General features: G+C 69.6%; 19 protein-coding genes. 6 read left to right on the top strand and 13 right to left on the bottom strand.

What is annotated here, in order from left to right:
• Positions 1–9 precede the first annotated feature (9 nt).
• Positions 10–1,230 carry a zinc-binding metallopeptidase family protein gene (locus ACI7BZ_RS16005; protein ID WP_414118153.1) on the bottom strand — a complete coding sequence of 407 codons (1,221 nt, stop codon included), beginning with the start codon at positions 1,228–1,230 and terminating at the stop codon, positions 10–12.
• Positions 1,231–1,465: 235 nt separating this feature from the next.
• On the opposite strand from ACI7BZ_RS16005, the gene ACI7BZ_RS16010 reads away from it, so the two are divergent.
• From ACI7BZ_RS16010 to ACI7BZ_RS16025, 4 genes are all read left to right on the top strand, one after another.
• Positions 1,466–2,596 (top strand): TRAP transporter substrate-binding protein, encoded by a 1,131-nt coding sequence (locus ACI7BZ_RS16010; RefSeq protein WP_414118154.1) that lies wholly within the window; start codon positions 1,466–1,468, stop codon positions 2,594–2,596.
• A 177-nt stretch (positions 2,597–2,773) separates the two neighbouring features.
• On the top strand, positions 2,774–3,373 hold the full coding sequence (locus tag ACI7BZ_RS16015) for a TRAP transporter small permease subunit (protein ID WP_414118155.1): 600 nt from the start codon (positions 2,774–2,776) through the stop codon (positions 3,371–3,373).
• Positions 3,374–3,387: 14 nt separating this feature from the next.
• Positions 3,388–4,713, top strand: a complete 1,326-nt coding sequence (locus ACI7BZ_RS16020; RefSeq protein ID WP_414118156.1) for a TRAP transporter large permease — start codon at positions 3,388–3,390, stop codon at positions 4,711–4,713.
• A gap of 31 nt (positions 4,714–4,744) precedes the next feature.
• The gene (locus tag ACI7BZ_RS16025; protein ID WP_414118157.1) at positions 4,745–5,203 is read left to right on the top strand and encodes a DUF488 domain-containing protein; all 459 of its coding nucleotides are present in this window, start codon (positions 4,745–4,747) and stop codon (positions 5,201–5,203) included.
• Here ACI7BZ_RS16025 and ACI7BZ_RS16030 read toward each other — a convergent pair.
• The 3 genes from ACI7BZ_RS16030 to ACI7BZ_RS16040 form a co-directional block, all read right to left on the bottom strand.
• Complete coding sequence (locus ACI7BZ_RS16030; protein ID WP_414118158.1) at positions 5,184–6,833, bottom strand: NTP transferase domain-containing protein; 1,650 nt, start codon at positions 6,831–6,833, stop codon at positions 5,184–5,186. The genes ACI7BZ_RS16025 and ACI7BZ_RS16030 overlap by 20 nt on opposite strands.
• Positions 6,830–7,546 (bottom strand): XdhC family protein, encoded by a 717-nt coding sequence (locus ACI7BZ_RS16035; protein ID WP_414118159.1) that lies wholly within the window; start codon positions 7,544–7,546, stop codon positions 6,830–6,832. Before ACI7BZ_RS16035 ends, ACI7BZ_RS16030 begins: the two co-directional genes overlap by 4 nt.
• Positions 7,547–7,646: 100 nt before the next feature.
• Entirely contained in the window at positions 7,647–7,970 is a 324-nt protein-coding gene (locus tag ACI7BZ_RS16040) for an XdhC family protein (protein ID WP_414118160.1), read from the bottom strand.
• 158 nt (positions 7,971–8,128) lie between these two features.
• Here ACI7BZ_RS16040 and ACI7BZ_RS16045 point away from each other — a divergent pair, with 158 nt between their 5' ends.
• Positions 8,129–9,217 (top strand): lysine-2,3-aminomutase-like protein, encoded by a 1,089-nt coding sequence (locus tag ACI7BZ_RS16045; protein WP_414118161.1) that lies wholly within the window; start codon positions 8,129–8,131, stop codon positions 9,215–9,217.
• Between the two features lie 18 nt (positions 9,218–9,235).
• Complete coding sequence (locus ACI7BZ_RS16050) at positions 9,236–10,117, top strand: PPC domain-containing DNA-binding protein (RefSeq protein WP_414118162.1); 882 nt, start codon at positions 9,236–9,238, stop codon at positions 10,115–10,117.
• Here the strand turns inward: ACI7BZ_RS16050 and ACI7BZ_RS16055 are convergent.
• The 9 genes from ACI7BZ_RS16055 to ACI7BZ_RS16095 all read right to left on the bottom strand — a co-directional run bounded on the left by ACI7BZ_RS16055 (position 10,083) and on the right by ACI7BZ_RS16095 (position 18,870).
• Positions 10,083–11,261 carry a vWA domain-containing protein gene (locus ACI7BZ_RS16055; protein WP_414118163.1) on the bottom strand — a complete coding sequence of 393 codons (1,179 nt, stop codon included), beginning with the start codon at positions 11,259–11,261 and terminating at the stop codon, positions 10,083–10,085. The two genes, ACI7BZ_RS16050 and ACI7BZ_RS16055, sit on opposite strands and share 35 nt — an antisense overlap.
• Before the next feature lie 17 nt (positions 11,262–11,278).
• Positions 11,279–11,680, bottom strand: coding sequence for a hypothetical protein (locus tag ACI7BZ_RS16060; protein ID WP_414118164.1), 402 nt, complete (start codon positions 11,678–11,680; stop codon positions 11,279–11,281).
• 5 nt (positions 11,681–11,685) lie between these two features.
• Positions 11,686–12,606 carry an AAA family ATPase gene (locus tag ACI7BZ_RS16065; protein WP_414118165.1) on the bottom strand — a complete coding sequence of 307 codons (921 nt, stop codon included), beginning with the start codon at positions 12,604–12,606 and terminating at the stop codon, positions 11,686–11,688.
• A 41-nt stretch (positions 12,607–12,647) separates the two neighbouring features.
• Positions 12,648–13,253 carry a TMEM175 family protein gene (locus ACI7BZ_RS16070; RefSeq protein ID WP_414118166.1) on the bottom strand — a complete coding sequence of 202 codons (606 nt, stop codon included), beginning with the start codon at positions 13,251–13,253 and terminating at the stop codon, positions 12,648–12,650.
• A 129-nt stretch (positions 13,254–13,382) separates the two neighbouring features.
• The gene (locus ACI7BZ_RS16075; RefSeq protein ID WP_414118167.1) at positions 13,383–14,183 is read right to left on the bottom strand and encodes an FAD binding domain-containing protein; all 801 of its coding nucleotides are present in this window, start codon (positions 14,181–14,183) and stop codon (positions 13,383–13,385) included.
• A gap of 21 nt (positions 14,184–14,204) precedes the next feature.
• Positions 14,205–16,589, bottom strand: coding sequence for a xanthine dehydrogenase family protein molybdopterin-binding subunit (locus tag ACI7BZ_RS16080; protein WP_414118168.1), 2,385 nt, complete (start codon positions 16,587–16,589; stop codon positions 14,205–14,207).
• A gap of 80 nt (positions 16,590–16,669) precedes the next feature.
• Complete coding sequence (locus tag ACI7BZ_RS16085) at positions 16,670–17,188, bottom strand: (2Fe-2S)-binding protein (protein ID WP_414118169.1); 519 nt, start codon at positions 17,186–17,188, stop codon at positions 16,670–16,672.
• Positions 17,189–17,303: 115 nt separating this feature from the next.
• Complete coding sequence (locus tag ACI7BZ_RS16090; RefSeq protein ID WP_414118170.1) at positions 17,304–18,380, bottom strand: bile acid:sodium symporter family protein; 1,077 nt, start codon at positions 18,378–18,380, stop codon at positions 17,304–17,306.
• Between the two features lie 25 nt (positions 18,381–18,405).
• The gene (locus ACI7BZ_RS16095; protein ID WP_414118171.1) at positions 18,406–18,870 is read right to left on the bottom strand and encodes an SRPBCC family protein; all 465 of its coding nucleotides are present in this window, start codon (positions 18,868–18,870) and stop codon (positions 18,406–18,408) included.
• Positions 18,871–19,018: the final 148 nt, after the last annotated feature.

Raw genomic sequence — 19,018 nt, forward strand, 5'->3', positions numbered from 1 at the left:
TGTCTCGCCTCAGGCCTCGGCCGCCACCGGCCGGCTCTCGGGCGCACCTTCGGGCGCGTCCGCCGCATCCTCGCCGCGGCCGGCGGGCATTTCCGTGTCCGAAGTCTCCTGCTCGGGGTCGGCCTCCACCCGGCGGTGCACCAATTCGTGCATGAACCCCAGCTTGGCGATCACGCCCGGCCCCAGGATGAACGGATAGGCGTCCGACATGCCGAGGCAGCGGTTGAGGTTGTTGAGGGCGAAGCTGATGGGCAGCCAAGCGTCCAGCATCTGCTGGATGGAGCAATAGCGGTAGGGGTTGAAATCCACCGTGGCGGCGAGGTCGCCGGTACTGTCCAGCCAGGGGCGCACGCGCATGCCGAAGGCGCCGGCCATCTCCAGCGTATCCACGATGTGGATATAGTGCTTGAAGGTTTCGGCGAAGTCTTCCCACGGGTGGGCGGTGGCATAAGCCGAGACGAAATTCACCTGCCAGTCGGGCGGCGGCACCGAATTGTAATAGGTCTTCAGCGCCTCGGAATAATCCACGCTCTCATCGCCGAACATGGTGCGGAAAGCCTGGATGCGGCCGGCATCGCGTACCAGGCAGTTCCAGTAATAATGGCCCACCTCGTGGCGGAAATGGCCGAGCAGGGTGCGGTACAGCTCCCCGAGGACGTTGCGCCGCTGCTCCCGCTCGGCGTCGTCGGCCTCAGCCAGGGCGATGGTGATGAGCCCCTCGTCGTGGCCGGTCATGATCTTCGGCGCCGAGCCGTCCGGCGTGTCGGCGAGGAAGTCGAAGCACAGGCCGCCCTCGCGGTCCTCGTTGCTCTCCAGCGGCAGGTTGAGGCGCACCAGCGAATAGATGAGGCGATGCTTGGCCACCTCCACCTTGCGCCACTTGCGCAGGTTCACCGCCACCGAAAGGTCGGGCACCATGCGATTGTGGCGGCAGGCGAGGCAGAATTCCTCCTCCCCGTCGGCCGCGACCAGCCAGTTGCAGGCATCGTGGGCGGCATTGGCACAGAAGCGGTAGCGCTTGCCGGGCGGACCGGCGATGTCGCGCCAGGTGCCCTGCCAAGTGCCCTGCCAGTGAGCCAGATCCGGGTCGGGCGCGCTGTCCCCGTCGCGCTCGATGGCGGCAAGGTCATTGGTTTCGGGAATGTAGCCGAGGTCATGGCCGCATTTCTCGCACCGGCGATTCTCGAAATAGAGGAGTTGGTCGCAGGCCGAGCAGCGAAACAGGCGCATGGCGTCATCCCTGGTTTTGTCTGTCCCGGCGGCTGGTTGCAGTGGCATCGAAACCGCTGCGACCGCGCGGGGGTTCCCACGCCGACGTCAGGCCGAAGATAAAATTCACGCAACTACGACTTAAGTCTATTGCCGAAACGGTATGCCATGACGTCTTCTTCCAGCGTAAGGTGGACTAGGTGCGCCAACACCGCCCAGGCGAAAATACGCCGGGCTACCACCCTGGGAGGAAAACGTGAGCGAAACTTCGAGCAAGACCGATTCCGCGCGTCCGACCCGTCGCGCCCTTCTCGCCGGCGCCGGTGTGGCGGCTGCGGGTGCCGCCATGGTGGCGGCCCCCGCCGTCCATGCCCAGGCGCCCATCAAGCTGAAGTTCCAGTCCACCTGGCCCAACAAGGACATCTTCCACGAATTTGCCGCCGATTTCGTGCGCTATGTGAATTCCATGACCGGCGGGCGCGTGGAGCTGGAGCTTCTGGCGTCCGGCGCCGTGGTGCCGGCCTTCCAGGTGCTCGACGCGGTATCCAGCGGCATCATCGACGGCGGCCATGGCGTTTCGGCCTATTGGTACGGCAAGAACAAGGCCTTCTCGCTGTTCGGCACCGCCCCCGCCTTCGGCTGGGACGCCGACGAACTCCTGGGCTGGGTGCGGTATGGCGGCGGCCAGCAGCTCTATGACGAGCTGGTGCAGAACGTGCTCAAGCTGAACGTGGTGGGCCTGCTCACCGGCCCCATGCCGGGCCAGCCGCTGGGCTGGTTCAAGGGCGAGATCACCAGCGCCGACCAGCTCAAGGGCCTGAAATACCGCACCGTCGGCCTCGCCGCCGACCTCAACAAGGAGCTGGGCGTCGCCGTCACCATCCTGCCCGGCGGTGAAATCGTGCCGGCCATGGACCGCGGCCTCATCGACGGCGCCGAGTTCAACAATCCCTCCTCCGACACGGTGCTGGGCTTCCCCGACGTCTCCAAGGTCTACATGGTGAAGAGCTATCACCAGGCCCTGGAGAGCTTCGAGGTGCTCTTCAACAAGACCAAGTTCGACGGGCTGCCGAAGGACGTGCAGGCCATCATCCGCGGCGCCGCCGACGCCGCCTCCTCGGACATGATGTGGAAGGCGCAGGACCGCTATTCCAAGGACCTGGAAGCCCTGAAGGCCCGCGGCGTCAAGGTCATCCAGACCCCCGCCGCCGTGCTTCAGGCCCAGCTCAACGCCTGGGACAAGGTGATCGCCAATCTCTCCGCCGACCCCTTCTTCAAGAAGGTGGTGGACAGCCAGATGGCGTGGGCCAAGCGGGTGGTGGGCTTCCGCCTCGAATACGAGCCGGACAGCGCCATGGCCTACAACCACTTCTTCAAGAAGGCCTGAGGCGGCCTAGCCAGCCCCGCGGCGCTGCATGAGGGATGCCCGGCCCTGCGCCGGGCATCCGCGTGCGGTCGCCGGCCGCCGCGCACCCAGGTCCTCCGCACGCGCGATCCGTGGAACGCGCGTGCGGAGGACCTGGATCACACAGAAAAACGCGCCCTTCCCGAGGAAGCCACGTGCATGCAACGGTTCCTTCTGGCCGTGGACACGGTCAACACCTTCATCGGCAAGCTGTTCGCCTGGACCATCGTGGTGCTGACGGCGGCCATCTGCTACGAGGTCTTCTCGCGCTACGTCATGCGCGCGCCCACCTCCTGGGCCTATGACGTCTCCTACATGCTCTATGGCACGCTGTTCATGATGGCGGGGGCCTACACCCTGTCGCGCAACGGCCATGTGCGCGGCGACTTCCTCTATCGCAACTGGCCGGTGAAGCGGCAGGCGGCGGTGGATCTCACGCTCTACTTCCTGTTCTTCTTCCCCGGCATTCTCGCGCTCATCTATTCCGGCTGGGGCTATTTCCGTCTCTCCTGGCTGCTGAACGAGCATTCGTCCTTCTCCCCGGACGGACCCATCATCTGGCCGTTCAAGGGGCTCATCCCCCTCACCGGCGTGCTCATGCTCCTGCAGGGCATCGTCGAGGTCATCCGCTGCACCATCGCCGTTCGGACCGGCGCCTGGCCCGATCGCCTCCACGACGTGGAGGAAATGGAGAAGCTCATTCTGGAAAAGGCGGCCACCGAGGCCGAATCCGAAGCCATCGGCCGGGGTGCACTGTGATGGGGGGGTCTGCAATGTTCCTGTCGGATCCCGCCCTGGGCATCCTGATGCTGGTGTTGTTCCTGGTGTTCCTGATGCTCGGCTTCCCCATCGCCTTCACGCTGATGGCGCTGGGCGTGGGCTTCGGCTACTTCACCCGGGGCGACACCGTGTTCCAGCTGTTCGTGCAGCGCACCTATTCGGTGATGGCGAACGACGTGCTCATCTCCATCCCGCTGTTCCTGTTCATGGGCTATGTGGTGGAGCGGGCCAATATCCTCGACCGGCTGTTCCGCGCCATCCAGCTGGCGGCGGGCTGGGTGCCCGGATCGCTGGCGGTGGCGACGCTGATCACCTGCGCCATGTTCGCCACCGCCACCGGCATCGTCGGCGCGGTGGTGACGCTCATGGGCCTGCTCGCCTTCCCGGCCATGCTGCGCGCCGGCTACGACACCAAGATCGCGGCCGGCGTGGTGTGCGCCGGCGGCTGCCTCGGCATTCTCATTCCGCCGAGCGTGATGCTCATTCTTTATGGCGCCACGGCCGGCGTGTCGGTGGTGAAGCTCTATGCGGCGGCGTTCCTGCCGGGGCTCATGCTCACCACCCTCTACATCGCCTATGTGGTGATCCGGGCCATGCTGAACCCGGCCCTCGCCCCCAAGCTGCCGCCGGAGCAGCGGGCAAGCTCCACCTGGGAAATCGCCTGGGCCCTGGCGTCGTCCTTCTTCCCTTTGGCGGTGCTCATCTCCGGCGTGCTCGGAGCCATCGTGTTCGGCCTTGCCACCCCGTCGGAGGCGGCGGCGGTGGGCGCGGCGGGCGCGGTGATCCTGGCCCTGGTCTACCGCAGCTTCTCCTTCTCCAAGCTGAAGGAGAGCGTGTTCCTCACCGCCCGCGCCTCGGCCATGGTGTGCTGGCTGTTCGTGGGCTCGGCGGTGTTCTCGGCCGTGTTCGCCCTGCTCGGCGGGCAGCAGGTGGTGGAGAATTTCGTTCTCTCCCTCAACCTCGGGCCCATCGGCTTCCTGCTGCTCACCCAGGCCATCATCTTCGTGCTCGGCTGGCCTTTGGAATGGACCGAGATCATCGTCATCTTCCTTCCCATCTTCCTGCCGCTGCTCGACAATTTCGGCGTGGACCCGATCTTCTTCGGGGTGCTGGTGGCGCTGAACCTGCAAACCTCCTTCCTCTCGCCGCCGGTGGCCATGGCGCCGTTCTACCTGAAGGGCGTGGCACCCAAGAACGTCTCCATCGACCAGATCTTCTCGGGAGTGATGCCGTTCCTGTGGATCGTCATTCTCTCCATGGCGCTGCTCTACATCTTCCCCGGCATCGCCCTGTGGCTGCCGAAGGCGCTGTACGGATGACGCGGACGCGCGGCCGGGGCATGATCGCGCCATGACCCCGGCGGCTTCCCTCTTCACCATCGGCTACGAGCAGAGCACCCCGGCCGCCTTCCAGGCCGCGCTGGAGGCGGCGGGGGTGGATCTGGTGGTGGACGTGCGGGCCGTGGCCGCCTCCCGCCGGCCGGGCTTCTCCAAGAGCGCCCTCGCGGCGGGAATTGCCGGGCACGGCATCGGCTATGTCCATCTGCGGGCGCTGGGCACGCCCAAGGAAGGCCGGCTCGCCGCCCGCAGCGGCGACCATGGCGCCCTGATGCGCATCTATGCGGCCCACCTGGCCACCGCGCCGGCCCAGGCCGCACTGGAGGAACTGGCGGGGCTGGCGAAGGGCCGGCGCCTGTGCCTGCTGTGCTACGAGCGGCACGTGGAAGGCTGCCACCGGCTGATGCTGGCGCAATGGATGTGCGAGCGGCTGGATGCCGGCGTCACCCACCTTATGCCGGCGCCGTTCTGACCTCTTCCCCCGCCTGCCCCCCGGCCACCGCCGCCTGCGCCTCGGCAAGCAGGTGGGGCGTGTCCACATCCAGAAAGGCGCCCTCCCCGGTCACCGGCACTTCGGCCACCACCTCCGCATTGGCAGCCAGCAGGTGGCGCGCGCCCACGTCCCCCTCCAAAGCGCACAGATCGGCGAAATAGCGCCGCGACCACAGCACCGGATGCCCCCGCGCCGCGCCCGCCACGGGCACCGCGATGAAGCGTCCGTCCTGCGGCGCATAGGCCGCCATCAGCCGGTCCAGCAGGGCGGGGCTGAGAAGGGGCATGTCGCCCAGCACCACCAGCGCCCCCGCCGCGGTTTCCGGCACCGCGCCGATGCCCGCGCGCAGCGAGGAGGCCATGCCGGTGGCGTGTGCGCCATTATGCACCAGCACCACGTCGAGGCCGGCGAGCGCGGCGGCGATGCGCTCGCTCTCATGGCCGGTGACCACGATCACCGGCTGCGCCCGCGAGGCCAGCGCCGCCTGCGCCACCCGGCGGATGACGGGCACGCCGCCCACCTCGGCGAGCAGCTTGTTGACGCCGCCGCCCATGCGGGCGGAGCGCCCCGCCGCGAGAATCACCGCCGCAAAGGCGCCGGCCTCCCCGCTCTCCGGCTCGGCCCGTGGATGGGGCCGGGCGGCGATGTCGGTGAGCAGGCCGCCGGCGCCGAGCCGCGCGATGTCCCGCGCGGTCACCTCAAGCCCGGCCAAAAGGCGCATGAGAATGAAATCGAAGCCGTTCTCCTTGGGGCTGCGGGCGCAGCCCGGCGCGCCCAGCACCGGCACCGGCCCGAGCCGGCCGAGCATGAGCAGGTTGCCCGGGTCCACCGGCATGCCCAGCCGCACCACCTCGCCGCCGGCGGCCACCAGGGCGGCGGGCACCACGTCGTTGCGGTCGGCGATGGCCGAGGCGCCGAAGACGATGACGAGTTCCGCCCCCTCCGCCACCGCCCGGCGCAGGGCCTGCGCCAGCGGCGCGGTGGCATGGGGCGCGGCGAGGGTGGAGGTGACGGCGGCCCCCGCCGGGGCAAGGCGCGCGCGGGTGACCGCAAGGGTCTTCGCCACCACCTTGTCGGCCAGGCCCGGCAGCAGGGTGGACACCACCGCCACCCGCCTGAGCCGGAACGGCACCACCTGAAGCAGCGCCCGCGCGGCATCTGCCGCTTCCGCCACCATGGCCGCGGGCACGCCATAGGGAATGATCTTCACCGTTCCCACCATGGCGCCTTCGGCCACGGCGGTGAAATCCGGCAGGGTGGCGAGGGTGATGGCCTCGTCCACGCCGTTGAAGGCGTCGAGGGCGTCGCCCGCCACCCGCAGCACGCCGGCAGCGGCGGCCTGCAGGTTGGCGCGCCCGGTGAAGGGCGTGTCGGCCCGCACGTTCGCCCCGGCGACGGCGGCGGCGAGGGCGGCGGCGGCGGCATCCTCGGCCATGTCCCCGGCATCGAGGCGCGCGGCCACCACCTCGCGATGGCCTGCGGCGGCCAGCCGCGCGATCTCGCCCGCGCCCAGCCGCGTGCCCTTGCGGATGGTGCCGTCGTCGAGGCGCACCGAATGGGCGGCGATGGCGCCAAGCGCCGCGTCCAACGGGAGAGAGCCGAACTTCACGCCGCGGCTCCCTTCGCCGGCGCATCGCCGCGGCGCAGGGCGCCGATCACCTGCGCCAGTACCGCCACGGCAATCTCCGCCGGGCTGGCCGCGCCGAGGTCGAGGCCGATGGGGGCGTGGATGCGGGCGATGTCGGTTGGCGAAAGCCCCTGCGCCGCAAGCCGCTCCACCCGCCGGGCATGGGTGCGGCGCGAGCCCAGCGCCCCCACATAGAAGCACCCGGCCTTCAGCCCGGCGGCGATGGCGGGCTCGTCCACCTTGGGGTCGTGGGTCAGCGCCACCAGCGCGGTGAAGGGATCGAGCCCATAGGCGGGCAAGGCCTCCTGCGGCCATTCGGCGATGACGGGCACGTCCGGGAAGCGCTCGGGCGTAGCGAAGGCGGTGCGCGGGTCCACGATGGTCATGTCGAAGCCGGCAATGCGCGCCATGGGCGCCAGCGCCTGGGAGATGTGCACCGCGCCCACCACCAGCATCCGCGGCGGCGGGATCTCCACGCCGATGAAGGCGCGCTGGCCGCCCTCGCCGGCCATGCGGCTGCGCCGTTCGGCCAGCGCCGCACTGATCGCCCCGGCCAGCGGTTCCCCGCCCGGGTCGGCCTTCAGCGCGGGACCGGTGACAAGGCGCTGCGCCCCGCCGTCCAGCGGCGTCACCAGCACGCAGGCCCGGCGGGCGGCGCGCTCGGTGTTCAGGGCGGCGAGCAGATCGAGGCGCATGGCGGTCTTCCTCCCTCCGAATGCGGGCGGCGGGTCCCGGAAACATCATCTTCCCGCGTGACTATAACGCACGCGCGGCGCGGGCCCATGGCGATGGGGCTCAGTCCACCGGCTCCACATAGACCGCGATCCGGCCGCCGCAGGAGAGGCCGACCTTCCAGGCGGCCTCGTCGGCGACGCCGAATTCCAGGAGCCGCGGCCGGCCCGAGGCGATCACCTCCGCCGCCTCGGCCACCACCGCCCCTTCCACGCAGCCGCCGGACACCGAGCCAAGGAAGCTGCCGTCCGCATCGATGACCAGCCGGGAGCCCACCGGCCGAGGCGCCGAGCCCCAGGTTTCCAGCACCGTGGCCAGCGCCACCTGCCGCCCTTCCCGCCGCCAGCGCTCGGCGGCGGCGAGAACGTCGCCCTCGGTCACATCCATGGCCTCTCTCCTCGCGCCGGCCGAATCCGGCTCTGGCCGCGTCCGGCACGTTTCTATATAGGTGCGCATCCGCCGCGGCGCCGCCAGTGGCCCGTGCCGTTCGCACGGTCCTCCGCCGCGCCCCCCGCTGCGCCGCCTGTGGCGCCTTCTGCCTGGCCATGCCCAACCGCCCGATGCCGAACCCGCTGCCCCTGCCCGCCCGCGACACCACGACCCTGCGCACCCCCGACGACCTGGCGCGCGCCGGACTGGTGGATGCGGGCGCGCGGGCGGCGCTGGAGCAGGTGGCGGCGCGCTACGCTGTGGCCGTCACCCCGGCGCTGGTGGCGGCCATGGCACCCGGCGACCCGGATGATCCCATCGCCCGCCAGTTCGTGCCGCAGCCGGCCGAGCTGGACACCAGCCCGCAGGAACTGGCCGACCCCATCGGCGACGACGCCCACAGCCCCGTTCCCGGCATCGTGCACCGCTACCCGGACCGGGCGCTGTTGAAGATCGTCGGCGTCTGCGCCGTCTACTGCCGCTTCTGCTTCCGCCGCGAGATGGTGGGGCCGGGGGCGCAGGCCGCCTTGTCGCCGCAGGAGCTGGAAGCGGCCTATGCCTATCTTGGGGCGCAGCCGCAGATCTGGGAAGTCATCCTCACCGGCGGTGACCCGTTCATGCTCTCCGCCCGGCGCACGGCGGAGGTGGTGGCCCGGCTTGCCGCCATCCCCCATGTGAAGGTGGTGCGCTTCCACACCCGCGTGCCAATCGCCGCCCCGGAGCGGGTGAGCGAGGCCTTCGTCCGCGCCCTTTGCGCCCCCGGCCTCACCACCTATGTGGCGGTGCACGTGAACCATGCGCGCGAGCTGACGCCCGCCGCCCGCGCCGCCCTCGCCCGGCTCGCCGATGCCGGCATTCCGCTCTTGTCCCAGTCGGTGCTGCTGCGCGGCGTGAACGATGAGGCGGACACCCTTGCCGACTTGTTTCGCGCCCTGGTGGAATGCCGGGTGAAGCCCTATTACCTGCACCATCCCGACCTTGCCCCCGGCACCGCCCATTTCCGCCTCGGCGTGGCGCAGGGCCAGGCGCTCATGCGGGCGCTGCGGGGCCGGCTTTCGGGCCTTGCGCTGCCCACCTATGTGCTCGACATTCCCGGCGGCGCCGGCAAAGTGCCCCTGACGCCGGGATATGTGCAGCCGGACGGCGCGCGCCTGCGCATTACCGACAATTGCGGCGGCGTGCATCTCTACCCGCCGGAGGGCTGAACGGGAGGGAGCGGGGACATGGAAGCGTCGCGCCGGGTGGAGCAGCCGGGCCCGGAGGCGCCGGAGCGGCTGGAAAGCGCGGTCGGCCGCCTCGTGCGGCTGGACTTCACCCTTGAGCCGGGCCTCACCCTCAACGCTGCCGTCGCCGGCCCCCTGCTGCGCGCCGGACTGGCGGGGGCGCAGGTGGAGATTTCCGGCGGCGCCCTTTCCCCCTTCACCTATGTGATGCCCGCCGCCGCACCCGACGCCACCCATGCCGCCTGGTACAGCGCCCCCTTCGCCCCCGCCGGCGCGGCGCGCGTGGTCCGCGGCAACGTCACCTTCGGCCACAAGGGCGGCGCCCCCTTCATCCACTGCCATGCCGACTGGATCACCGCCGATGGCCGCCGGGGCGTGGGCCATGTGATGCCCCATGAAACCGTGGTGGCTGCCCCCATCCACGCCAGCGCCTATGGCACCGCGGACGTGGCCCTGACGGCGGATTTCGACCCGGAGACCAATTTCACCCTGTTCACGCCCCACGCCCTCGCCGCGCCCCGGGGCGAGGGGGCGCGCCTCGCCCTGGCCCGGGTGCGGCCCAATGTGGACCTTGCAGCCGCGCTGGCGGCCCTGTGCCGGCGCCACGGCTTTGCCGGCGGCATCCTGCGCGGCGGGGTGGGCAGCCTCGCAGGCGCCCGCTTCGACCCGCTTGCGCCGGGTGGTGTCCTGCCCCAGGTGACGGACTATGCCACCGAGGTCTTCGTGGGTGCCGGCAGCGTGGCGGCGGCCGGCGGAACCCTGGCGGCGGCGCTGGACATCACCCTCGTGGGCATGAGCGGCATCATCGCCGAAGGCCCGCTGGCGCGCGGCGGCAATCCGGTGCTGATCACCTTCGAACTGGCGGTGGAGGAGAGCGGCTGACGCCGGCCGCGAGCGCCGCCGCGAGGGCCTCCAGGCTTTTCAGGTCATGCACCGGGCGGAAATCGTCCACATGGGGCAGCATGGCGGCGACGCCGCGCGCCTTCGGCTCGAACGCGGCGAAGCGCAACAGCGGATTGAGCCAGACGAGGCGGCGGCAGGAGCGGTGGAGCCGGTCCATCTCGGCGGAGAGCTGCGCATCCGCGTCCCGCTCCAGCCCATCGGTGAACAGGAGCACCACCGGGTCCTGCGCCAGCACCCGGCGCGACCACGCCTTGTTGAAAGCATGGAGCGAGGGGCCGATGCGGGTTCCCCCCGCCCAGTCCTGCGCCGCCCCGGCCACCGCCGCCAGCGCCGCATCGGGGTCGCGCCGCTTCAGGGCGCGCGTCACATTGGTGAGGCGCGTGCCGAACAGGAAGGTGGAAACCTGCCGCCGCTCCCCCAGCGCATGGAGGAAGGACAGGATGGGCCGCGAATAATCGGCCATGGAGCCGGAGATATCCACCAGCGCCACCACCGGCGGCGGGCGGTGGACCACGCCGCGCCGCTTCAGGGGCAGGAGATCGCCGCCGGAGGCGAGGCCGGCGCGCAGGGAGGCGCGGAAATCCGCCAGCCGGCCCCGCGGGTCGGGGCGCAGGCGGCGGGTGCGGGCGCGATCGTCGGGCATCCGCAGGGCGGCGATGCGGGCGCAGGCTTGGCGCAGCTCGGCCGCGCTCATCTGGGCGAAATCGCGGGTGCGCAACACATCCTCGGCGGAAGCGGCAAGCCGCGCCTCCACCTCCAGCCGCGCCTTTTCCTGCGGCCGCGGCGTGCCGATGCCGGCGAACAGCGCCTCCTCCACCCGCTTCAGGATGCTCTCGCGCTTTTGCGCGCGCGCGGGCACCGCCACCGGCGAGAGCAGGGCCATGAGCTTTTCCTGATGCGCCCTCCGGCGCCAGAACAGGCGGAAGGCCTGGTCGAACACCGCGCTGTCCTCGTGGCGGGAGACGAAGAGCGCGTGCAGGGTCCAGTAGACATCCGCCCGCCCGCCGATGCCCCCAGCCTCCAGCGCCGCCACCGCATCGAGGATGCGGCCGGGGCCTACCGGCAGGCCGGCAGCACGCAGGGCGCGGCCGAAATAGGCGATGTTCTCGGGGAGATGAGACAACTCAGCTCCCTGAAATGTCACGGCAAATTACTAAAAAGCTCAACAATCCACTCTCCGGCTTCTTTTTTTGCGACTGATTTACCAATGTCCAACGACAAATCTTTCAGTCTTTCACCGAGACTTCGTTTTTCAGACATGGCCGATGGAACTTTTTTTAAGGCCGCAAGAGCACGCTCTGTCAGCACTGCTTCAGCCAAAAACACCTCGTCGCTATATGGAGTCCCAGAACGAATATATTTTTCTTCAATTAGCCAGCTTGCGAGATCGGCAGCGAAAACATTGACCGAGCCAAATGGCGGCCCACCAATTTCATTCTGGATCTCTTCAACAGAAATATCAACTCTTACAGGGAATGATTCGTAAAGTCTTGCAAATGTGAATATAATCCATTTATCTGCTATTTCTGCATTGCTTGGCATCGTTATCACCCCGCCGCCCGCGCCGCCTGCCGCGCCTCCTCGATGAGGCGCTCCACCCGCGGGGCGTCGGTGCGGGCGATGTCGTCCTGATACTTCAGCAGCACTCCCAGCGTGTCGCCCGCCAGCGCCGGGTCCAGCGCCACCGCATCCAGCTCCACCAGCGCCGAGGCCCAGTCCAGCGTCTCGGCCACGCCCGGCACCTTGAACAGGTCTTCCCTGCGCAGGGCCTGCACGAAGGCCACCACCTCGGCGGTGAGGCGCGCCGGGGCGTCGGGCAGCCGCGTGCGCAGGATGGTCAGCTCGCGCGCCGCGTCGGGATAATCCACCCAATGATAGAGGCAGCGCCGCTTCAGCGCGTCGTGGATCTCGCGGGTGCGGTTGGAGGTGAGCAGGATGATGGGCGGGGCCGGCGCCTTCACCGTGCCCAGCTCCGGTATGGTGACCTGGTGGTCTGCCAGCACTTCCAGCAGGAAGGCCTCGAACGCGGCGTCGGTGCGGTCCAGTTCGTCCACCAGCAGCACCGGCGGGCCGTCCGCCTGGGGCTCCAGCGCCTCCAGCAGCGGCCGGCGCAGCAAATAGCGCTCGGAGAACACATCCGCCGCGATGGCCGCCTTGTCGCTCTCCCCCGCCGCCTCGGCGAGGCGGATGGCGATCATCTGGGCCGCATAGTTCCATTCATAGACGGCGGCGGAAAGGTCGAGCCCCTCGTAGCATTGCAGGCGGATGAGGCGCCGCCCCAGCGCCGCCGCCAGCGTCTTGGCCACCTCGGTCTTGCCCACCCCCGCCTCGCCCTCCAGAAGCAGCGGCCGGCCCATGCGCAGGGCGAGGAACACCACCGTCGCCAGCGCGCGGTCGGCCACATAGCCCGAGCGCAGCAGCAAAGCGGCGGTGGCGTCGATGGAAGCGGGAAGCGGCGAAGTCGTCATGGACGAAATAGAGCACTTTCCCCGCCGCCGATCCACGCCGCTCACCCGCGATCGGCATAGCTGCGCGACGGCCAGCCGGGCGTGTGGCTGAGGAGGTTGAGCAGATAGGCCAGCATGGCGTAGCGCGGGGCCACGAAGCTTACCAGCACCGACAAAAGGGCGCTGGCGATGAACAGGGGCATGTGGCCGCCGGCGGCGGCGGCAAGGGAGCGCTTGTCGGCCGGAACGTCCAGGTGGCGCAGGGCGATGGCGCAGGCGGCCAGCGCCGCCATGTTCACCGCATAGACCAGCACGGCGGGGGTGAAATCACCGTAGCGCCCCACCAGCCCCGACGAGAACGGCACCATGGTGACGAAGAACAGGAACAGGAGCGCGATCCGCACCACCCCGCCCGTCACCTCCTCGGCGCTGGGGCGCACCTCGATGCCGCCGCGCCAGAAGGCGCCCAGCACGAAGAAGCTGATGAGATAAGTCAGCGTCTGGTGCGACAGGCTGACGAGATGGGCGGCAAGTTCCGCAGCGGAGGCGATGGCGAGGTCGTCCGGCAGGCGGATGTCCAGCACCAGGAGGGTCATGGCGAAAGCGAACACGCCATCGCTCAGGGCGTCCACCCGGCCTTTTGCATAGCGGCTTGCAGATCGGCTCATGGACAAAGGTTCGAACAGGAGGAGGCGCGGGGCGCCGCCCCGGGTGAGACGGAGCGTTCCATCCCTAGCCCAACCGCCTGCACTGCGCGAGCCGGCGGCAGATCATGGGGACGGCGCGCCGTCCGCGCGTCAGGCCAGGGCCTTCTCCACCGCCCGCTTGGCCATGACCTTCACCAGCTGAGCCCGGTATTCGGCGCTGCCGTGCAGGTCGCTCATGAGGTCGGACGGATCGAGGCTGAGGGCCGCCACCGCCGCCGGGGAGAAATCGGAGGTGAGCACGTCCCCCGCCTCCTCCCACAGGAACACGCCGGATTGCCCCGCCCCGGTCACCGCCACCCGCACTTCCGCTGCCGTCTTGGCCACGAACACGCCGGCCATGGCATAGCGCGAGGCGGGATTGCGGAACTTGGCATAGGCCGCGCGCTCCACCTGCGGGAACAGCACGCGGGTGATGATCTCCCCCTCCGCCAGCGCCGTCTCGAACAGGCCGCGGAAGAAATCCGCGGCCGCGATCCCGCGCCGGTCGGTGACCACAATGGCGTTGAGCGCCAGCACTGCGGCGGGATAATCGGCGGTGGGGTCGTCATTGGCCAGCGACCCGCCCAAGGTGCCGCGGTTGCGCACCGCGACGTCGCCGATCTGGCCGGCGAGGTCGGCCAGCGCCGGGATGGCGGCCCGCACGATCGCCGAGGCCGCCACGTCCGCATGGCGCGCCATGGCGCCGATGGCCACCCCTTCGGCCGTGGCCTCGATGGCGCAAAGCCCCGGGATGCGGGACAGGTCCACCAGCACCGAGGGCTGGGCCAGGCGCTGCTTCAATGTGGGCAGCAGGGTCTGCCCGCCGGCCAGCAGCTTGGCCTCGCTGTCGGCGGCCAAAGCGGCTGCGGCATCGGCAAGGGCGGCGGGGCGCTGATAGTCGAAGGCGTACATGGTGTCCTCCTTCTTCCGGCGCTATTGCGCAGCCTGCCGCGCCGCGCGCGCCTGGGCGATGGCCCAGACCTTCGCCGGCGTGGCGGGCATGGAAACGTCTTCGGTGCCCAGCGCATCGGTGAGCGCATTGATGACGGCGGCCGGCGCCGCGATCGCCCCAGCCTCGCCGCAACCCTTGATGCCGAGCGGGTTGGAGGGGCAGCGCGTCTGCGTCATCCCCACCTGGAAGGAGGGCAGGTCGCCGGCCCGCGGCATGGTGTAATCCATGTAGGAGCCGGTCACGAGCTGGCCGTCCGCGTCGTAGGTGACGCCCTCCAGCAGCGCCTGCCCCACCCCCTGGGCGATGCCGCCATGCACCTGCCCTTCCACGATCATGGGGTTGATGATGACGCCGAAATCATCCACCGCGGTGAATTGCACGATCTGCGTCACCCCCGTTTCCGGGTCCACCTCCACCTCGCAGATGTGGCAGCCGGCGGGGAAGGTGAAGTTGGTGGGGTCGTAGAACGCCCCCTCCTTCAGCCCCGGCTCGATCTCCGACGTTGGGAACTTGTGCGCCACATAGGCGTTCAGGGCCACTTCGGCGAAGGCCAGCGCGCGGTCGGTGCCGGCCACGGTGAACTTGCCGTCCTTGAACTCGATGTCGCCTTCCGAGGCCTCCAGCATGTGGGCGGCGATCTTCTTCGCCTTGGCCTCCACCTTGTCGAGGGCCTTGGAGATGGCCGACATGCCCACCGCCCCGGAGCGCGAGCCGTAGGTCCCCATGCCGAACTGCACCTTGTCGGTGTCGCCATGCACCACGCTCACCTGGTCGATGGGGATACCGAGGCGGGCGGAAACCAGTTGGGCGAAGGTGGTCTCGTGCCCCTGCCCGTGGCTGTGGGAGCCGGTGAGCACCTCCACATTGCCGGTGGGGTTCACCCGCACCTCCGCGCTCTCCCACAGGCCGACCCCGGCCCCGAGCGAGCCCACCGCCGCCGAAGGGGCGATGCCGCAGGCCTCGATATAGGCCGAGAAGCCGATGCCGCGCAGCCGCCCGCGCCGTTCCGCCTCGGCCCGGCGAGCGGGGAAGCCGGCGTAATCGGCAAGGGCCATGGCCTTGTCGAGGGAGGCGCCATAATCGCCGGCGTCATAGCTCATGATCACCGGCGTCTGGTGCGGGAAGGCGGTGATGAAATTGCGCCGGCGGAAGGCGGCCGGGTCTTCCCCCCGCTCCCGCGCCGCCTTCTCCACGATGCGCTCCAGCAGGAAGGTCGCCTCCGGCCGCCCGGCGCCGCGATAGGCGTCCACCGGGGCGGTGTTGGTGTAGACCGCATCCACCTCGCAATAGATGGCGGGGATGGCGTACTGCCCCGACAAGAGGGTGGCGTAGAGATAGGTGGGGATGGCGGAGGCGAAGGTGGAAAGGTAGGCGCCCATGTTGGCCCGGGTGCGGACCCTGAGGGCGATGATCTTTCCCGCTTCGTCCAGGGCCAGCTCGGCATGGCTGATATGGTCCCGGCCGTGGGCGTCGGAGAGGAAGGCCTCGGAGCGGTCCGCCGTCCACTTCACCGGCCGGCCCACCTTCTTCGCCGCCCAGGTGCAGACGGTTTCCTCGGCATAGATGAAGATCTTGGAGCCGAAGCCGCCGCCCACGTCCGGCGCGATGACGCGCAGCTTGTGCTCCGGGGCGATGCCGATGAAGGCGGAGAGGACGAGGCGCGCCACATGCGGGTTCTGGCTGGTGGTCCAGAGCGTATAGGCCTCGTCGCCGGAATCATATTCGCCGATGGCGGCGCGCGGCTCGATGGCGTTGGGGGCGACGCGGTTGTTCACCAGGTCCAGGGAGGTGACGCGGGCGGCGCGGGCGAAGGCGGCCTCGGTGGCGGCCTTGTCGCCCAGTTCCCAGGCGAAGGCGGTGTTGCCCGGGGCGCACTCATGGATCTGCCCGGCGGCCGAGTCCTGCGCGGTGGCAAGGTCGGCGGCGGCGGGCAGAAGCTCATACTCCACCTCCACCGCCATGGCGGCGTCCTTGGCGGCGTGCAGCGTCTCGGCGATCACCACCGCCACCGCGTCGCCCACATAGCGCACCTTCTCCTTCGCCAGCGCCGGGTGGGAGCCCATCTTCATGGGGCTGCCGTCCTTGGAATGGATCATCCAGCCGCAGATGAGGTCGCCGATGCCGTCGGCGGCGAGGTCCGCGCCGGTCAGGATGTCCACCACCCCCGGCAGCTTCCGGGCGGCGGCGACGTCCAGGTGGCGGATGCGGGCGTGGGCATAAGGCGAGCGCAGGAAATAGGCGAAGGCCTGGCCGGGGCGGTCCAGGTCGTCGGTGTAGCGGCCCTTGCCGGTGATGAAGCGGTGGTCTTCCTTGCGGCGCACGGCGGCACCGATGGGCGTGACGGCACTGGAAGCGCTGGCGTTCATGGGCGTCCTCCCACGGGGCGTGGTGAAGTGCGTTTCTGGCGGAACCGTGCGGCCCGGGCGGCGCCGGGCCGGCGGGCGGGCTATTCGGCCGCCCGGGCGCCGGGCTGGGCCGCCATGGCGCGGGCGCCGGCCGCGATGGCCTTGACGATGTTGTGATAGCCCGTGCAGCGGCACAGATTGCCGTCGAGATTCTCGCGGATGGTGCCCTCGTCGAGGTCGGGACCGAAGCGGGACACCAGATCCACCGCGCTCATGATCATGCCCGGCGTGCAGAAGCCGCATTGCAGGCCGTGATGCTCGCGGAACGCCGCCTGCATGGGATGCAGCGCATCGGCGGTGGCGAGGCCCTCGATGGTGGTGACGCTCATGCCGTCCGCCTGGACGGCCAGCACGGTGCACGATTTCACCGCCTCGCCGCCCACATGGACCACGCAGGCGCCGCACTGGCTGGTGTCGCACCCCACATGGGTTCCGGTGAGGTCCAGCGTCTCCCGCAGGAACTGGACGAGGAGCGTGCGCGGGTCGATCTCGGCGGAGACGGACCGCCCGTTCACCGTCATGGCGACGGGAATCCGGGCGGACTTGGTGGCCTCTGTCATGCCTCACCTCCCTGGGGCGCGTCCGCGAACGGCGCGGGGTTCGTCCCCGCGTCCGCCATCCTTGAGGGGGCGCACCCTTTCATTGCTCCAATGTGAGGCTGAGCGCCCGGCCCGGTCAAGCGGACAGGTGGGTTCCGGCCGCCGTTCGCGACAATTGCGGCTCGGCCTCCTCCTCGGCGAGGAGGGAAGGCTCGGTTTCCTCCGCGGCCAGCGCCGCCAGCATGTCCGCCCGCGCCGCGCTGCGCCCGGCGATGACGCCGACGATCACCAGCTGGAGGAAATGGTAGATCATGATCGGCGTGATGATGAGCGACAGCTCGGGCGCCGCGCCGAACATCACATGGGCCATAGGCAGGCCGGTGGCGAGCGACTTCTTGGAGGCGCAGAACACCACCGCGGTGGTGTCCGCCTCGGCAAAGCCGAGCAGGCGGCAGGCCAGTTGCACGATCACATAGACCGCCGCGAACAGCAGCAGCACGCAGGCCACGATCTCAACCAGCAGAAGCGGGCTCTGCCCCTTCCATACGCCGGCGGCGACGCTGTCGCAGAAGGAATTGTAGACGATGGCGAGAATCACCGTGCGGTCGGCCGCCCGCACCAGGCTGCGGTGGCGCTCCACCAAGCGCAGCAGCAGCGGGCGCAGCAGCTGGCCCACGGCCAGCGGCAGGATCACCATCAGCACCAGCTTCAGGATCACGCCCTGCAGGTCCAGCCCGTCGCCGGCGGCGTGCAGATACCAGGCCATGAGCAGCGGCGTGACGAACACGCCGATGATGCTGGAGATGGAGGCGTTGAAGATGGCCACCGGCACGTTGCCCCGCGCCAGCGAGGTCATGGCCACCGAGGACGAGACCGTGGAGGGCAGCGCCGCCAGGAAGAAGAAGCCGATGCACAGCGCTTCCGGCAGCACCCGCCCCAAAAGCGGCATCACCAGCGCGACCACCGCCGGGAACAAGGCGAAGGTGGCCAGTTGCACCACCAGGTGCAGCTTCCAGCGGGTGGCGCTCTCCAGAAGCCGGCGGGCCGAGAGCGACACGCCATAAAGGAAGAAGATGACCGCCACGCCCCAGCTTGCCGCCTTGTCGGCATGCAGCGGCCCGCCGGAGACGCCGGGCGCGGGCCAGGCGAGGGCAAGGATGACGGCGGCGGCGAGGGCAACAAGAAACGGGTCGAGCTTCAGTCGTGACAACATGAGCCGTGCTGTGTGGCGTGCGACATCACACTCCGGCGGCCGTTCCCTCTCCCACCGCCTCGGCGAAGCTCCTGAAGAACTCGTCGGCGAATTTTTTGGCCGTGCCAGCCACCAGCCTTTGGCCGAGCTGCGCAAGCTTGCCGCCGATCTGTGCGTCGGCGGTATAGTCCAACTTGGTCCCGGTTTCCGTTTCGGTCAACCGCACGGTGGCGCCGCCCTTGGCGAAGCCGGCAATTCCGCCCTCCCCCTCCCCGTCGATGCGGTAGCTCTCGGGGGGAATCATATCGCTCAGGGTCACCGTGCCCTTGAACTTGGCCTTCACGGGACCGACCTTGGCCACCACCAGCGCCTTCAGCTCGCTGTCGGAGACCCGCTCCAGCATCTCGCACCCGGGAATGATGCGCTTGAGCACGTCCGGGTCGTTCAGGGCCGCCCACACCTGTTCGCGCGGGGCGGGAATGTCGTAGCTTCCGCTCATTTCAAGGGCCATGGCGCCTCTCCCGGTGCGCCGCCATGCTGCGCCGGAACACCGGCCGGCGGCAAGGCGCAAGGGGGCGGGGGCGGGGGCGGGGGGGGGACATCACCTGTCCCGCCGTCACGACGCGCGCGTGCCCCCGCTTGAAAGCCGGCGGGAAGGC

The organism is Xanthobacter sp. AM11 (genome assembly GCF_047444035.1).
In the GTDB taxonomy this organism is placed as follows: Bacteria; Pseudomonadota; Alphaproteobacteria; order Rhizobiales; family Xanthobacteraceae; genus Xanthobacter.

Excerpts from the sequence above, each read along its gene's own strand:
- ACI7BZ_RS16005 (WP_414118153.1), bottom strand. The coding sequence starts at position 1,230 with ATGCGCCTGTTTCGCTGCTCGGCCTGCGACCAACTCCTCTATTTCGAG.
- ACI7BZ_RS16015 (WP_414118155.1), top strand. The coding sequence starts at position 2,774 with ATGCAACGGTTCCTTCTGGCCGTGGACACGGTCAACACCTTCATCGGC.
- ACI7BZ_RS16020 (WP_414118156.1), top strand. The coding sequence starts at position 3,388 with ATGTTCCTGTCGGATCCCGCCCTGGGCATCCTGATGCTGGTGTTGTTC.
- ACI7BZ_RS16025 (WP_414118157.1), top strand. The coding sequence starts at position 4,745 with ATGACCCCGGCGGCTTCCCTCTTCACCATCGGCTACGAGCAGAGCACC.
- ACI7BZ_RS16035 (WP_414118159.1), bottom strand. The coding sequence starts at position 7,546 with ATGCGCCTCGATCTGCTCGCCGCCCTGAACACCGAGCGCGCCGCCCGC.
- ACI7BZ_RS16040 (WP_414118160.1), bottom strand. The coding sequence starts at position 7,970 with ATGGATGTGACCGAGGGCGACGTTCTCGCCGCCGCCGAGCGCTGGCGG.
- ACI7BZ_RS16045 (WP_414118161.1), top strand. The coding sequence starts at position 8,129 with ATGCCCAACCGCCCGATGCCGAACCCGCTGCCCCTGCCCGCCCGCGAC.
- ACI7BZ_RS16050 (WP_414118162.1), top strand. The coding sequence starts at position 9,236 with ATGGAAGCGTCGCGCCGGGTGGAGCAGCCGGGCCCGGAGGCGCCGGAG.
- ACI7BZ_RS16060 (WP_414118164.1), bottom strand. The coding sequence starts at position 11,680 with ATGCCAAGCAATGCAGAAATAGCAGATAAATGGATTATATTCACATTT.
- ACI7BZ_RS16065 (WP_414118165.1), bottom strand. The coding sequence starts at position 12,606 with ATGACGACTTCGCCGCTTCCCGCTTCCATCGACGCCACCGCCGCTTTG.
- ACI7BZ_RS16070 (WP_414118166.1), bottom strand. The coding sequence starts at position 13,253 with ATGAGCCGATCTGCAAGCCGCTATGCAAAAGGCCGGGTGGACGCCCTG.
- ACI7BZ_RS16075 (WP_414118167.1), bottom strand. The coding sequence starts at position 14,183 with ATGTACGCCTTCGACTATCAGCGCCCCGCCGCCCTTGCCGATGCCGCA.
- ACI7BZ_RS16080 (WP_414118168.1), bottom strand. The coding sequence starts at position 16,589 with ATGAACGCCAGCGCTTCCAGTGCCGTCACGCCCATCGGTGCCGCCGTG.
- ACI7BZ_RS16085 (WP_414118169.1), bottom strand. The coding sequence starts at position 17,188 with ATGACAGAGGCCACCAAGTCCGCCCGGATTCCCGTCGCCATGACGGTG.
- ACI7BZ_RS16090 (WP_414118170.1), bottom strand. The coding sequence starts at position 18,380 with ATGTTGTCACGACTGAAGCTCGACCCGTTTCTTGTTGCCCTCGCCGCC.
- ACI7BZ_RS16095 (WP_414118171.1), bottom strand. The coding sequence starts at position 18,870 with ATGGCCCTTGAAATGAGCGGAAGCTACGACATTCCCGCCCCGCGCGAA.